The organism is Streptomyces sp. NPDC045967 (assembly GCF_056430495.1).
This window is the reverse complement of the sequence record NZ_JBWKLE010000036.1, coordinates 1-14,448: the sequence shown is the minus strand read 5'-3', so window position 1 is coordinate 14,448 and position 14,448 is coordinate 1. Positions and strand designations below refer to the sequence as shown.

Genomic DNA, 14,448 nt, shown 5'->3' with positions numbered 1-14,448 from the left:
GCATGGCTGTACATCGTGATCCTGACCGTGGGATACATGATCAGCCGTGGGCTGGCCAAGTCCGGCAGCCGCGACTCCTACGACGAGGACTCCTCTGCCGCACAGGCCCGTCACCTCTGAGCCACCCTGCACGTCCCTCGCGGCAGCCGCAGGCCCCCGTCGGCTCCAAGGCGGTACACGGCCCGCGCTCTCAACGGGCGGCCGCAAATGTTGAGCGAGGCGGATACGTGCACACAAGAGCCCCGGACCGTGCGGTCCGGGGCTCTTGTGCGTCACACGGGGTCGAGGTGTGTAGGACGCCCGAGGTCACTGTCGGGTCCCACAGGGAAGGGACCCGCCAGTGCGAGGCAACACGCGGCGAACCGGACGTCCCTCGGATACCAGATGCGGCCGTCCCCCAATTTGCCTGGCGGCCGCCGCAGGGGTCAGGCGGTGGCCGTGTTCTGTTCTGGCTGCTGGTGTGCGCCAGGAGGGCGTGGGTGGCGGTGGGGTGGGCGGGTAGCAGGGGGCTGAGGCCGGTGAGGTCCAGCAGCTATGAGAAAGCGGGGGCGGCCCGGAGCACCGGCGGAGTCGGCCAGCAGGCTGACGTCGGCGAAGGTCTCAGCGCTCTGGGGGGAGCGGGCGTGCGGGGTCCGGGCCGTGGAGGGTGGTCAGGTCGGTGAGTCCGGAAATGGTCAGGACAGGTACCAGGAGAGAGGTGGCGATGATTTCGATGCGGTGGGCGTGGGCGAACAGGATGCTCAGGCCAGCGCTGTCGAGGTATTCGACGGCTGTCAGGTCGAGGAAGAGGGGGCCTGTTGTGTTGTCGAGGGCATCGGCGAGGACGTCGGCGTTGTTCATGTCGATCTCACCGGCGGCTGTCAGCAGTGCCGTGCCGTCCGGGCGATGGCCGGGGGTGAGAGTGAGTGGGGTGGTCATCAGGCGGTCCTCGTGTGCATGTCGACGGTGGTGCCCGACGGGCTGGGGGTGATGGTGACCTGCTGCATCATGGCGCGCATCAGGGTCACGCCGCGGCCGCGGTGGGTGTTGGACTCGGGCCGGGGCGTTTTCCAGCGGCCGGTGTCGGTGACGGTGAGGTGCAGGTCGTCTGCGAAGGCTTCGGCGCGTAGGCGGACGGTGTCGCCGGGAGCGTGACGGTGGCCGTGCTCGATGGCGTTGGCACACGCTTCGCCGACGGCGACCAGGACGTTCTGCGCGGTGTGCGGGGGCAGCTGGCACCGCTCGAGCCAGGTGCGCAGGGCTTTGCGGACGGGTGCGAGTTGGGACGATTCGGCGGGGAAGGTCATTTCCAGCGGCGCGGGGTGGCGGTAGAGCAGAAGGGCGACGTCATCGTCGTAACCACCTGCCGGTGCCATGCGGGTCATGACCCGCGTGGCGAGGTCGTCGACGGCCTCCTCGCGGCCGTCCTGGACGGCTTCGCCGGCCTGGTCGATACCGGTGGTGAGGGAGCGGCGTCGGCGTTCCACGAGGCCGTCGGTGTAGAGCAGCAGGGTGGCGCGGGCGGGCATGGTGCGCCCGGCTTCGGGGCGTGGGAAGCCGGGCCGGACGGCGAGCGGGGTCGATCGTCCCTCTTCGAGCAGGTGTGTGGTGCCGTCGGGGTGGGCGAGGATGCCGGGCGGGTGGCCGGCGCTGGAGTAGGTCAGGTGTCCGGTTTCGGGGTCGAGGACGCCGCAGAAGACGGTGGTGCACAGTGCGCCGGGGATGCCTGCGGCGAAGTGGTCCAGGGCCATGAGTGTGCGGGCGGGGCTGGCGTCCTGCAGGAGCAGGGCGCGGCAGGCGCTGCGCAGTTGGCCCATGACGGTGGCGGCTTTGAGGCCGCGGCCGACGCAGTCGCCCACCACGATGCCGATGCGGCCGTCGGGGAGATTAACGGTGTCGTACCAGTCGCCACCGACTTCCAGGGGCTGGGTGGCGGGTTCGTAGCGGACGGCGAAACCGGTGGGGAGGGTCGAGGGGCCGAGGATGGCGCGCTGCAGTTCGATCGCGGTCTCACGTTGCTGGTCGATCTGATGGACGCGGACCAGGCCCTGGGCGAGGTATCCGGCCAGCAGTGACAGCAGCAGATGGTCCTCGCTGGTGAACGGGCGGTGCTCGTCCAGTTCGATCCACAGGGCCAGGGGGCCGTTGGGGTGCTCCAGGAGGAGGCCGGCGCCGGTGTGGTCGGCGACTGGGGTCAGCAGGGGTTGCCGACGCAGCTCGGTCAGGAGCCGACGGCGTTCGACAGACAGTCGTTGCCAGGCCACTGACGGGTCGGTGGCGGTCAGGGCGGGCTCGTCGCCGTGGTCGAAGACGGCGGCCAGGACCCACTGGGCGTTCCAGAGGTCTTTCAGTTCGTCCAGGGCGCCGGTCAGTGCCTCAGACAGGTTCGCAGCCCGGGACAGGCTAATGCTCAGGGCTGCGTGGGCGCTTTCGCGCTGGATGGCGTAGTGCTCTGCGGTGACGTCGCGGAAGGTTCCGACCACCACGCTGCGGCCGGTGTCCGGGTCCTGGGTGTGGTTGAACATGGCGCTCACCCACACCCGGTGGCCGTCGCGGTGCGTGACGGGGATGGTGTAGCTGCCCTGCGTCCGGCCGAGCAGCAGGGAGAAGGCGTCGGCGACCTGTGCGTGGGCCTCGGAGTCGGTGGTGGCGTCCGGCCACCAGGGGTGGATCGGTGTGTAGGGCAGGTTCTCGGGGCCGTAGCCGAGGATGTTGGTGAAGGCGGTGTTGATCTCGATGACGGCGCCGTCCTCGTCACAGACGAAGAACGCCTCCTGCAGGGAGTCCACCAGTGCGGTGCGCCAGCGGGCGTGGTGGTTGCGCAAGTGGGCCAGTTCCACGTTCGCCCGTACCCGTGCCAGCAGTTCGGCGGCGGCGAAGGGTTTGACCAGGTAGTCGTCGGCTCCGGCCTGCAGGCCCTCGATGGATGCCTCCTGCCCTGCCCGGGCGGACAGCAGCAGCACGGGCAGGGCCGCGGTACGCGAGTCGGTGCGCAGTGCCCTGACCAGGGAGAGGCCGTCCAGGCGGGGCATCATCACGTCGCTGATCACCAGGTCGGGGGCGTCTTTGCGGAGGGTCTCCAGGGCCTGTTGGCCGTCGCCCACGGCGCTCACCTGGTAGCCGGCCCCTTTGAGGATGCGGGTGAGGTATTCGCGCATGTCGGCGTTGTCGTCAGCGATCAGCACGCGTGCCGGGGCGGCCTGGCTCGTGCCGGAGGCGGGCGCGGTGCGGTCGGAGGAGATCGCCGCGACGTCTGGCGCGAGTGAGGTGGTGTCCTGGTCGGGCAGCCAGCGCAGCGCCTCTTGGACGTAAGGGTCTGCGGTGGCGGAGGCCGCGCCGGTGTCCGCGGCGGGCGCGAGGAACTCGGCGGGCAGGTGGGCTGTGCCGAAGGGCAGGCGGATGGTGAAGCAGGTGCCCTTGTTCTCGGTGCTGTCCGCGGTGATCGTGCCGCCGTGGAGGCCGATGAGTTCCTTCACCAGGGCGAGTCCGATGCCGCTGCCCTCGTTGGAGCGCGAGCGGGCGTTCTCGACGCGGTGGAAGCGTTCGAACAGCTGGGGCATCTCCTGGGCGGCCACGCCGATGCCGGTGTCGGCGACGGTGATCACCGCATGGGCGTCCTCGGCGCGCACGGCGACGCGGATCGAGCCGTCGAAGGTGAACTTCAGCGCGTTGCTGAGCAGGTTGAGGATCACCTTCTCCCACATGCCGCGGTCGATGTGGACCGGTTCGTCCAGCGGGGGGCAGTCGACGTCGAGGACCAGGCCGGCTTTGTCGATGGCGGAGCGGAAGACGCTGGCGAGTTCGGCGGTGTGCACGGCCAGGTCGACCGGCTCGTAGCGTGCCTGCATGCGACCGGCCTCGATGCGGGAGAAGTCCAGCAGTGTGTTGACCAGCTTGCTCAGGCGCAGCCCGTTGCGGCCGATGGCCTCAACCTCCTCGCGTGTCCGCTCGTCGGCCTCGGCCAGCCGGCCGCGCAGCTCCTCCACCGGCCCCATGATCAACGTGAGCGGGGTGCGGAACTCGTGGCTGATGTTGGAGAAGAACGTGGTCTTGGCACGGTCCAGCTCGGCCAGTTCCTCCGCCCGCTGCTGCTGGGCCTGGTAGCTGCGGGCGCTGGCGATCCCCGCCGCGAGATGCCCGGCGACCAGTTCGACGAACCCCCGGTAGCCGTCGTCCAGTGGGCGGTAGCGGTTCAATGCGGCCACCAGGAACCCGTACGGCCGGCTGCCCTGCTGCAGGAGCGGCATCACCAGCGCCTGCACCGGGGGCTCCGACCAGTCCCCCGTCGGCAGTCCCTCAAACGGGACGCCGTCGAGCGCCACGAGCGCTGCCTCTCCCCGGGCCGGTGCCGCCGCGGGCCACACACCGCCCCGATCGCCGACCGGCAGCGTCACCGGAGCGGCCGGATGCCCGGCCCGGATGCCGGTCGCAGCGGCCAGCCGCGCACCGCCGCCGTCGTCGTCGTCGAACAGATAGGTCAGCGTGAAGGGCAGGGCGCGCAAATTACGGCCGAGCTGCCGGCTGGCGAAAGCCAGCACCTCCTGCTCGGTGCGCACCACGCTCAGATCGGAGCCGAGATCCCGCAGCGTCGCCATCCGCCGGTCACCGATCACCCGCTCGGTGTCCTCACTGACCACGCACAACATGCCGACCACCGCGCCGGCGTCGTCACGCAGAGGACTGTAGGAGAAGGTGTGGTAGCTCTCCTCCCTGAAGCCCGAGCGTTCCAGGAACAGCAGCAGAGCCTCGTCCCAGGTCGCCTTCCCCGTGGACAGCACGGTCTCGATCCGCGGGCCGATGTCGTCCCAGATCTCAGCCCACACCTCGCTCGCCGGCCGGCCCAGCGCCCAGGGGTACTTCTGACCCAGCGTGTCCTTGCGGTAGGCGGCGTTGCAGAAGAACGTCAGCTGCGGCCCCCACGCCATCCACATCGGAAAGCGCGACGACAGCAGGATGCTCACGGCTGTCCGCAAGCTCTGCGGCCACCCTTCCCGCGGCCCGAGGGGGGTCTGCGCCCAGTCCACCGCCGCGAGATCCCGGCCCACCTCGTCGTCGGCGGCGAACACATCGGTCCCGGCCCCTGCCGGCGGCTCGTACTCGGCGCCGTCAAAACGCGTCACTGGACACCCTTTCCTCCACACCCGTCCATCCCGACAGCCGCCGCTGACGCCGACCACGCCCGCGACGCCCTCCGCTGGCCTGCGCCCGAGAGGAATACGGGCGCCGGGGGCCCCTCGGAGTTCGGTGACGCAATCCGTAGGATAGGACAGCCGCCTCACCACCAGGCGAACGGCACCGGACCGGAGAACAGGCGGGGGAGGTAGCAGTGACGATGACGGACGCTCTCCCCCCCTTCCCTGGGGAGCCCATGGACGAGGAGCAGCGGCGGCTGGCGGCGGTGCACCGCTACCGCATCCTGGACACCCCTCCCGACGGCGCATTCGACAAGATCGCCGCACTGGCCGCACGCATCTTCGACACACCCATCGCCACCGTGACGATCGTCGACACCGACCGGGTGTGGTTCAAGGCCGCACACGGGCTGGAAGGCATCGAGCAGGTCGCACGCGACCCCGGCCTGTGCGCCTCGGCTATCCTCCACGGCGCCCCATACGTGCTGCCCGACGCGTTCACCGATCCGCGTACGGTCGGCAACCCGCTGGTCCATGGCGAACTGGGCGTGCGGTTCTACGCGGCCGCGCCCATCACCACCGCGAGCGGCGAGCGCCTGGGAACAGTCAACGTGCTGGACACCCGGCCACGCGAGGCCACCGAGGAGCAGACAGCCACACTGACCGACCTCGCCGCGCTGGCGATGGACCAGCTGGAACTGCGGCTCTCCGCGCTGCGCACCGTCGTAGCAGAGCGGGAGATGCGCACCGCGGCCGAGCGACTGGCCCGCACCCTGCAACAGACCCTGCTGCCCTCCGCCCTGCCCGTCGTGCCCGGCCTGGACACAGCCGCGGCATACCGCCCCGCCTCCCTGGACGAGGTCGGCGGCGACTTCTACGACCTCTTCCCCCTCGGCGACGACCGCTGGGCGTTCTTCCTGGGCGACGTGTGCGGTAAGGGCGCCGAAGCCGCCGCCCTGACCTCCCTGACCCGCTACACCCTGCGCGCCGCAGCCATCTACGACCCCAACCCGTGCACCGTGCTGACCAACCTCGACACCGTCCTCAAAAGCGAATACCAAGGCGGCAGCCCCCGCTACTGCACCGCCGTCTTCGGCGTGCTCCAGCCCGACCAGGACGGTTTCATCCTCACCCTCGCCGGCGGCGGCCACCCCCCGGCCCTCGCCGTACGGGCCGACGGCACCGTCGAACCCCTCCCCACCACCGGCGGACAGCTCATAGGCATCCTGCCCGACCCTCACTTCGCCCAGGCCACCACCCGCCTGCACCCCGGCGACACCCTGCTGCTGTACACCGACGGCCTCACCGAAGCCCGCACACCCCAGGGCACCATGCTCGGCGACGACGGACTGGCCCACCACCTGTCCACCGCCGCCCCGCAGGGAGCCGACGGCCTGCTCAGCACGGTGGACAAACTCCTCACCGATCTGGGCACCGGAATCAGCGACGACACCGCGCTGCTCGCCCTGTCCGTCCCCTCCCACCGCCCCGACCCGCCCGCACAGGAGAACCGGTGACCGACACCACCTTGACCGTCACCTGCCGCACCCACCCCTTGGGCATCACGGTGCTGACAGTGACCGGCGATCTCGACCACCACACCGCACCCGATCTCCTCCGCACCCTGGACGAGACCCCTCTCGGGCCCAGCGCTCACCTGATCATCGACCTGTCGCACCTCACCTACTGCGACTCCACCGGCATCACCGTGCTCGTCACCGCTTACCACCGGGCCCAAGCAACCGCCTCCCGACTGGTCCTCGCCGGGATGAACCCCGATCTGACGCGCATCTTCCGCACTGTCGGCCTCGACCAGGTCTTCACCTTCCGGCCCACCGTCGAACACGCCATCAGTGACATCTCTTCCTGAACGCCCTCGACGATCCCTCCCTGCCCACGCCCCGCCCTGTCTTGAACGGGGTCCAGCGGCCCAGCCAAACGACCAGCTGATAGCAACGTTCGTCCCGCACCCCTCAGCGCTTCAAGATCATCCCGTGGCGGCTTTTGGGCTCACCTTGGCTGGACCCCAACTTCAGCCCGCGGTTCCGTGACCTGGACGACCAGCGGTTCTGGCGGGCCAGCCTGCCCGGGGTGGAGACCGGCTCGTACGGGCCGCTGGAGGCCATCGCGCGGAACCGGGTGAACCTGAACAAGGTGATCACGCACTGGCCGGACATGCTGCGGGTGGCCGGCTCTCTGGTCACCAAACCAGGTCCGGGCCTATGACCTGCTGCGGATGTTCGGCCGTGACGGGCGGCCGACGCCGCTGGGGCTGGCGTTCGCCGAGTACGGGCGGATCGCCAAGACCCTGCACCTGCTCGCGGTGGTCCACCCGGTCGACGACACCTACCGCCGTCAGATGAACCGGCAGCCGACCGTGCAGAGTCCCGCCACAAGCTCGCCCGGGACCTGTGCCACGGCAAGCGCGGCACCATCCACCAGGCGTCTCGGGACGGGATGGAGGACCAGCTCGGCTCGCTCGGCCTGGTCCTGAACGCCGTCGTGCTGTGGACCACGAAGTACATCGACGCCGCCGTTGCGGCGCTGCGGGCAGAGGGCCACGAGATCCGCGACGAGGACGTCGCACGGCTCTCCCCGCTGAAGCACAAGAACCTCAACGTGCTGGGCCGCTACAGCTTCACCGCCTCCGTCCCCGCCGGCGGCACCCTGCGCCCGCTGCGCGACCCGGATGCCCCTGGGCAGGACGACGACGAGGACGCAGTCGGAGCGGAGGAGGACTGACCCGAGCCGGGAGTGGTGGCCGCTGGTCGAGGTCCTTGGCAGGACGGCCGTCGGCAAACGGGTGCTCCGCAGGCGGCCAGCGCGGCTGTGCATGGCAGGTGGGGAACCGATGGACGGTGATGCCGGAATCAGCCCGGCACACCGTCAGAGAGGAACCGCACGATGGAGCAGTCGGAGCTGGAGAGCAAGATCCAGAAGCTGGAGACGGGGTTGGCCGTCCAGGAAGCGGCCATGGCCGGCGCGCAGTCCACTCAGGCGGCGGCACAGGCAGGAATGACCTCGACGTTCACCGCGACGCAGACCGGGACGTGGGCCGTGATGGCCACCGGCAGCGTCGCACTGCTGGTCGGGATCTTCCTCGGCATGGCCATCGCCAAGGACTGATGGTCGGCCCCGCCCTACCGGGAGCCGCCGTATGGCTTTGCGCCGCCCCTGCCCGGCCTCGTGGCCGGTCGGGGGCGCCTACCGGCTGGCCGACGGCAGTGCACAGCTCGTCGCCTCTCGCGGCCTCGACGCGGCGGTCCCTGCCGCGTCCTGACCATCCCGGCCGTGGCTGCCCCTACGTGATGTGCCCCGGTCGGAGCAGACCCGTATACGTGGAGGGGGAAACCCACCGGGTTCACCGCTCGATCACCCGGAAAGGGCACTACCCGATGGCTCACGGAGCCGACCACGCACCCAGCACTGCCCCCCCGCGCCGATCTGGCGCGGGCCGCGGGCTGCGAGGGGTGCCGGGGATGGGGAACGGTCGTCACCGACGCCGGGCGGCATGAGCTGTGCCCGGCCTGCCAGACCGACGGTAGCTCAGCCGAATCCGCCACGAATCCGCCCGGCCCCCGCGCCCGGGAGCAGTAAGGGCATGGCGTCGGCGCTGGTCACACGGTGGTCCGGGGCCCCGCGGCGCGGCGGAGCCGGTTGGCGATCGCCAGTCCCAGCCCCTCCTCCACCGGCAGTGACGCAACGATGAGGTCGCACCCTTGCTGGTCGAGCTCGCGCAGGAACCCGTACAGCCCGCGCGCGTAGGCGGCCATCGAACCGGGGACCACCACCACCGCGTGCGCCTTCACCGCAGCGTCGGCGAAGGCGGCAGGAAGGAAGACGCCGACCCGGTGCCCCAGTTCCTGCGCCTGCTCCGCCTCGGCGACGACCTTGTCCGGCGCGACCAGGACGACCCGCGCTCGCGGCGCATAATGCGACGGATGCTGGCCCGGCACCCGGATGTGGCTGGTCGCGGGGACCGCGAGCGGGCACCCCAGCACCGCTTCGAGGTCCTCGCGCGTCACCCCGCCGGGCCGCAGGATGGCGGGGATCTCGCCGGTGGCGTCGACGATGGTCGACTCGACACCGACCTCACAGGGGCCGCCGTCCAGCACGAAGTCGACGGCGTCGCCGAGCTCGGCACGGACGTCGTCCGCGGTCGTGGGGCTGACCGAGCCGAAGCGGTTGGCGGACGGGGCCGTGACACCGGCACTGAAGGCCGACAGCAGCGCGAGTGCGACGGGGTGGTCGGGCACGCGCACGGCCACCGTCTCCAAGCCACCGGTCGCCTCCAGAGGCACCCGGCGCCCGCGCCGCAGGACCAGCGTGAGGGGTCCCGGCCAGAAGCGTTCGGCCAGCAGGCGGGCCGTCGCGGGTACCTCCTGGACCCAGTCGTCCAGGTGCTCCGGGCCGCTGATGTGGACGATCAGCGGGTGCGAGGGCGGACGTCCCTTGACCTGGAAGATGCGCGAGACGGCGGCGGGGTCCTCGGCGTTGGCGCCCAGTCCGTAGACGGTCTCGGTCGGGAGAGCCACCAGGCCCCCGGCGCGCAGCACACCAGCCGCCTTCTCGATGTCACTGGTTCTTGCCCTCACCCTCGCCATCCTAGGGGCCTCAAGGACCGGCGACGGTCATGATCAACCTCAGCGCCAACCGTCGACGCGGTGCGCCGCCCACGACCCCTTGATCCTCTGGAGCCGCACCGGCGAGCCATCCGCCCTCGAAGATCATTCCATGGCCCTTTGGGCTCACCTCGGCGATACCCCCGGGGTGATTCACCCCGGGACAGCCCGGACCGCTCCGAGCACGATCAGACCAAGATCAACGGCTTGGCCTTGCGGGCGGTGCCGCCCTGTACCGATGCTCCCCAAGGCTGTGTCAGGCGTTGGTGTCGTCGTGTGCCAGGTTGCCGCCCAGTTCGCGGGAGGCTTCGGCCTGGGCGAGGAGTTCCCGTGCCTTGGCCGAGACGCCTTCGATGGCGCCGGCGACGAAGCGCAGTGGCGGCTGGTCCTGGCCGGCTCAAGTAACGTGATCCTGACCAGTGTTCAGAAGGAACGGCCGTCGCTATCGCCAGGAGGGTCAAGGGCGTGACGGCTGTCAACGCTGACGGACTGCGATCGGAGTAAGACCCCGTCCAGGAACTGTCCATGACGTCAGCGCGAGATTCTGGCGACGAACGCGCGTTGGGTCTCGATGCCCACCGCGCGACGTCGCCGCGGGCAGCTCCTGCCGGGTCCCGTAATCAACCTAGTGTCGCGGATCAGTGAAATTGCGCAGTCGTCATGCTTGTGACCTGGGGTTGTGCAGGTTGGTTGAGCGGCTTGGTGCTGCGGTGGCTCACTGACTCTGCGTAGTGTCTGGGTACGGCAGCCGTCTGACCTGCTGTGTTTGTGGCCTGGCTGTGGTTGCTCAGGTTGGTTGAGTAGTGCGCAGTTTCAGTGATCCTCGGTGTGTGGCGTGCTCTCGGGGGGCGGGGTCTTTGTCCAGCCGGGTGGTGGGTATGAGTTCTTCGCCGTTGCGCCAGTTGTAGCGGACGGATTCCTTGTACCAGGCGAATCTGTGGGGGCGACGGTCATCACTTCGGCAGCCGTGATGTTCGCGGTGCTGCTCCCCTCACACGCCCGGGCGGACCCTTGCTGGCGGTGGGAGAGCAGGCTCTGCGGCCAAGTCCGTCTCGTTGTCGCAGGCGGTTCTGGAGCGCGAGCGCCGGGCCAACGGCTGGCGTGGCTTCCTGCCCCGCAACCGTTGATCACAAGGTAGACAGCCCCTTGCAAAATTCGTTCTTGCCGCACTGTGGATCCCTTTGGTGTGTTTTTGGTTGTCCGTCCGGGCGCTGGAGGAGGAGAGTGGGGGCACGGGCACCGGTGCATCGGGGATCGGCAGTGTGTCGGCTGGGTCCGAGGAGCAAAGGTGCCATTGCTGTGAACGACTGGGACCGCGACACACATGGGCGGCGCATGCTGGCGGGCCTGCTGTCGGCGAGCCACCTGATGCCCCTGGAGCTTTTGCCGACCAAGACCGCCGAACACGCGGCGGAGGCCGGCTTCACTCAGGTATTGATTTATCTGGTGGATCTGCAGGGTGATGTCATGCGCCTGCTGTCCGGCGAGGACCTCGACACCGACGCGGAGGTCGGTGAGGAGATGGAGCTGAAGATCGAGGGAACCGTGGCGGGGCGCGCGTTCCAGTACGGGCACATTTTGCCCGGCGCCGACTCGGACGGGGGCGGGGGCTGCTGGTGGGTACCTCTGGTCGACGGCACCGAGCGCCTGGGCGTCCTGCGGATCACCACGGCCCTCGATGACCGGCGGGCTGTGGAGGACATGGAGCTGCTCTCGGCTCTGGTCGCTCTGATCATCGACAGCAAGCGGCGCAGCAGTGACTCCCATGCCCGGTTGACTCGCACTCGGCCGCTGAACCTCGCGGCCGAGATGCAGTGGCACCTGATGCCGCCTCCCACGTACGCGGACGGACGGGTGATGATCTCGGCGGCGATGGAACCTGCATACAAGATCAGCGGGGACGCCTACGACTACGCGACCGCCGGGCATGTGGTGCACCTGTCGCTCTTCGACGCGATGGGGCATGACACGGCCGCTGGGCTGACCGCCAACCTGGCCATGGGCGCCTGCCGCAATTCGCGCCGCCAAGGAGCCGGGTTGGTGGAGATCAGCGAGAGGATTGAGCAGGCGGTCATCGAGCAGTTCGGTCAGTCCCGCTACGTCACCGGCATCCTTGCCGAACTCGACACGCGCACGGGCGTGTTGACGTGGGTCAACCGGGGCCATCACCCGCCGGTGATCATCCGTGGCGGCCGCTGGAGCACTCTCCTGGACTGCCCGCCCGCCCACCCGATGGGCACCAACCTGGGTCTTCCCGCCCGTCTGTGCCGCCACCAGCTGGAACCGGGCGACCGGCTCGTGCTGTACACCGACGGCATCACCGAAGCCCGCCGCACCGGTGACCAGGAATTCGGACTCGCCCGGTTCACCGACTTCCTCATCCGCCATCACGCCGACGGCCTGCCCGTCCCCGAAACGCTGCGCCGCCTCATCCACGCCGTTCTCGACCACCACGACGGCCACCTGCAGGACGACGCCACCGTCCTTTTCTGCGAATGGATCGGCCCTAGCCCGCACCTCGCGGGCCGCGCGGCGGCCCTCGCCGGCCTCCCGGGGGCGACCACTACCGTATCGAGCAGCGTCACAAGGGGGCCCACCGGTGAACTGTGACCCGCAACCGCAACCGCAACTGGTACTGACTAAGACCCGCGACGGCCTGGCCGTCGCCTCCGTCACCGGCGCGCTGGACATCCACACCGTTCAAAGCCTGAGCGAGCAGGCCACCACCGTGCTGGCCGCCCATCCCCACCTGGTCCTGAACATGTCCCAGGTCACCTTCTGCGACTCCTCCGGCCTCAACACCCTGCTCCGGCTACGCCGACACGCCATCGCAGCAGGCGGCAGCCTCGCCCTGGCCGCCGTACCCACTCAGACCATGCGGCTGCTGTCCCTCACCGGCACGGACGCCGTCTTCACCCTCCACCCCAGCACCGAGCAGGCCCAGGCCGCTCACGCCGCTCACCGACAGCCCGCCCCCTGACGGTCACGGTCTCCCTCCGCCGCCCGCCCTTGCTGTCTCGATCACGGCGGCCGGGATGACCGGGGCCCTGGTCCTCACCTGCGTCAGCCTCATCGCCGCCCGCTGACCCGGTGGCCCGCTACTCGGGGAGGAGCTGCGCCCAGGTGCCCGGCTCCTGCTGCCGACATCGCCACGTGCCGATGTCGTCGCCGTCGAAGACGACGCCCGGCGCGACGTATGGTAGGTAGCCGTCGGCGTCGACCAGGTCGGCGAGCACCCGGTAGTGGCGCTGCCAGTTGAGAGGCCAGGGGCCGTTCCAGTCCGGGTCGATCGCAGCCAGATGCTCCACGCGTGCGGCGGCCCGCTGCGGGTCCTTCCCGAGACCGCCATTGCGCCGGAGGTTGGCCATGTGCTGCCCGACTGGGAAGGGGCCGCCGCCGAACGGGACTTCGCACACTGCGTCCTGCGGGGGGCGCTATGGGTTTGGTCAAGCTGATGGGGCGGGTTGGGGTTCGTAGAAGGTGCCGTCTCGGAGCATCGCGAAGAGGACGTCTGCCGCAGGGCCTGTCCCCGGACACCGGACAAGCGATCCGCCCCATGCTCCCCGACGTGCTCCAGCAGCCGGACGGCGTCTCCGCCTGTGGCAAGGATCCTGGTCTTCGGGCGCCGGCCCCGCCCGGATCGAGTCTGCGAGGCAGTCCTTCAGGCGTCCGGGTCGTCGCCCTTGTCCATGGCCCCGCGGATGGCGTCACGGGTCCGGTCCACCAGCGCGGCCATGGGGCCTAGCATCATGTTGGCCGACGCGCTCTCCACCCCGGGGTGGGGGCGGGTCGGCGCCGTCTTCTCCGCTGCCCTGACCGCCTTCGCCATGGCCATGAGGCGGACCGGGGAAGTGGTACGACGCAGCTGGGCAAATTCGTAGCGTTCCTCGGCTCGGGCGTGCGCGAGGACGGCGTCTCGAAGAGAGAGCAGCATCGGCATGAATTTCGGGTCGCCGGTGTCCATGCCGTCAAGGCTCGCCAGCATCTCCTTGGCCGCGTTCTCCTCGGCAAGCCGTTCCTGTACGACGTCGTCGCCGCCCTCGAAGGCGCCGCGGGCGAGCGGATGCACGATCTCCTCTTCGGCCGTCTCGTGGACGGCCAAGAGCCGGACCAGACGGTGGAAGGCGGCCTTGCGGTCCTCCCCCCCACTCAGCCGTACTTCGTCGAAGAGACTGTGGATCTGCCCGTGCTGACGCACAAGGAGAGCCACCACGTCCTCGCCAGCCGCGGGGTCACCGACCTGCTTCTCTTCGTCCTTGACGTCCTTCACGGCATCCTCCTGAAGCTGGGGTGTGCGCCCGGCGCCGCATGGCGCCCGGCCGCCGGCCGCATGGTCCCACCGGGTCCGGTCACGCGCGTTGGGCAGGGTCGGGGTGCGGCCCTTCGGTCTCCAGGCGGTAGTCCCGTCCGAACATCTCCTGGTGCTGCTCCACGACCCGGTCGCTGGGAGGAGCCTCACCCCCGTGGATCTGCGCCTGCATCTCCTCGAACCGCTCATGCGCCTCCCGTACGTAGCCGGCACCGAGCGTCGTGAGGTCGATCTGTGTGGCCAGGAGATCGCGCAGGTAGGCCTTGTTCGGCTCGAAGGTGACCACGTTCGGCAGTTCCGGGGCCAGGATTTCCTCCGGCTCGCGCCCGTCGTGCCGGCGCATCAGGTCGCACGCGATCCGCAGGTGCTCCAGCTCCATGTTCAGGTGCAGCTCCCACACCGCCTT

Annotated in this window: 10 protein-coding genes and 3 pseudogenes; 7 read left to right on the top strand and 6 right to left on the bottom strand. The window is 69.7% G+C overall.

What is annotated here, in order from left to right; translation table 11 throughout:
• Positions 1–600 precede the first annotated feature (600 nt).
• Entirely contained in the window at positions 601–918 is a 318-nt protein-coding gene (locus tag AC07FY_RS32630; RefSeq protein ID WP_479013962.1) for an STAS domain-containing protein, read from the bottom strand.
• Positions 918–5,099, bottom strand: coding sequence for a SpoIIE family protein phosphatase (locus AC07FY_RS32625; RefSeq protein ID WP_479013959.1), 4,182 nt, complete (start codon positions 5,097–5,099; stop codon positions 918–920). The genes AC07FY_RS32630 and AC07FY_RS32625 overlap by 1 nt, the downstream gene beginning before the upstream one ends.
• Positions 5,100–5,347: 248 nt before the next feature.
• Between AC07FY_RS32625 and AC07FY_RS32620 the strand changes: the two genes are divergently transcribed.
• The 5 genes and pseudogenes from AC07FY_RS32620 to AC07FY_RS32600 all read left to right on the top strand — a co-directional run bounded on the left by AC07FY_RS32620 (position 5,348) and on the right by AC07FY_RS32600 (position 8,391).
• A complete protein-coding gene (locus AC07FY_RS32620) occupies positions 5,348–6,628 on the top strand; it encodes a PP2C family protein-serine/threonine phosphatase (RefSeq protein ID WP_479013956.1) in 1,281 nt (426 codons plus the stop codon).
• Positions 6,625–6,981 (top strand): STAS domain-containing protein, encoded by a 357-nt coding sequence (locus AC07FY_RS32615; RefSeq protein WP_479013953.1) that lies wholly within the window; start codon positions 6,625–6,627, stop codon positions 6,979–6,981. The genes AC07FY_RS32620 and AC07FY_RS32615 overlap by 4 nt, the downstream gene beginning before the upstream one ends.
• A gap of 161 nt (positions 6,982–7,142) precedes the next feature.
• Positions 7,143–7,853: pseudogene (locus AC07FY_RS32610) on the top strand (Tn3 family transposase); the annotation flags it as partial.
• Between the two features lie 162 nt (positions 7,854–8,015).
• A complete protein-coding gene (locus AC07FY_RS32605) occupies positions 8,016–8,237 on the top strand; it encodes a hypothetical protein (protein WP_189602277.1) in 222 nt (73 codons plus the stop codon).
• 31 nt (positions 8,238–8,268) lie between these two features.
• Positions 8,269–8,391, top strand: a complete 123-nt coding sequence (locus AC07FY_RS32600; protein ID WP_479013950.1) for a hypothetical protein — start codon at positions 8,269–8,271, stop codon at positions 8,389–8,391.
• Between the two features lie 337 nt (positions 8,392–8,728).
• Here AC07FY_RS32600 and AC07FY_RS32595 read toward each other — a convergent pair whose 3' ends face one another.
• Positions 8,729–9,715, bottom strand: coding sequence for an L-threonylcarbamoyladenylate synthase (locus AC07FY_RS32595; protein ID WP_479013947.1), 987 nt, complete (start codon positions 9,713–9,715; stop codon positions 8,729–8,731).
• Positions 9,716–11,068: 1,353 nt separating this feature from the next.
• On the opposite strand from AC07FY_RS32595, the gene AC07FY_RS32590 reads away from it, so the two are divergent.
• Together AC07FY_RS32590 and AC07FY_RS32585 are read left to right on the top strand one after the other, a co-directional pair.
• On the top strand, positions 11,069–12,343 hold the full coding sequence (locus AC07FY_RS32590; RefSeq protein WP_479013965.1) for a PP2C family protein-serine/threonine phosphatase: 1,275 nt from the start codon (positions 11,069–11,071) through the stop codon (positions 12,341–12,343).
• Positions 12,333–12,713 carry an STAS domain-containing protein gene (locus tag AC07FY_RS32585; RefSeq protein WP_479013944.1) on the top strand — a complete coding sequence of 127 codons (381 nt, stop codon included), beginning with the start codon at positions 12,333–12,335 and terminating at the stop codon, positions 12,711–12,713. Before AC07FY_RS32590 ends, AC07FY_RS32585 begins: the two co-directional genes overlap by 11 nt.
• A 121-nt stretch (positions 12,714–12,834) precedes the next feature.
• Here the strand turns inward: AC07FY_RS32585 and AC07FY_RS32580 are convergent.
• The 3 genes and pseudogenes from AC07FY_RS32580 to AC07FY_RS32570 all read right to left on the bottom strand — a co-directional run.
• Positions 12,835–13,164 (bottom strand): annotated as a pseudogene (locus AC07FY_RS32580) (DEAD/DEAH box helicase); the annotation flags it as partial.
• Between the two features lie 230 nt (positions 13,165–13,394).
• Positions 13,395–14,003: a hemerythrin domain-containing protein gene (locus AC07FY_RS32575; protein WP_479013941.1), complete on the bottom strand. Its 609-nt coding sequence runs from the start codon at positions 14,001–14,003 to the stop codon at positions 13,395–13,397.
• Between the two features lie 79 nt (positions 14,004–14,082).
• A pseudogene (locus AC07FY_RS32570) lies at positions 14,083–14,448 on the bottom strand (hypothetical protein); the annotation flags it as partial.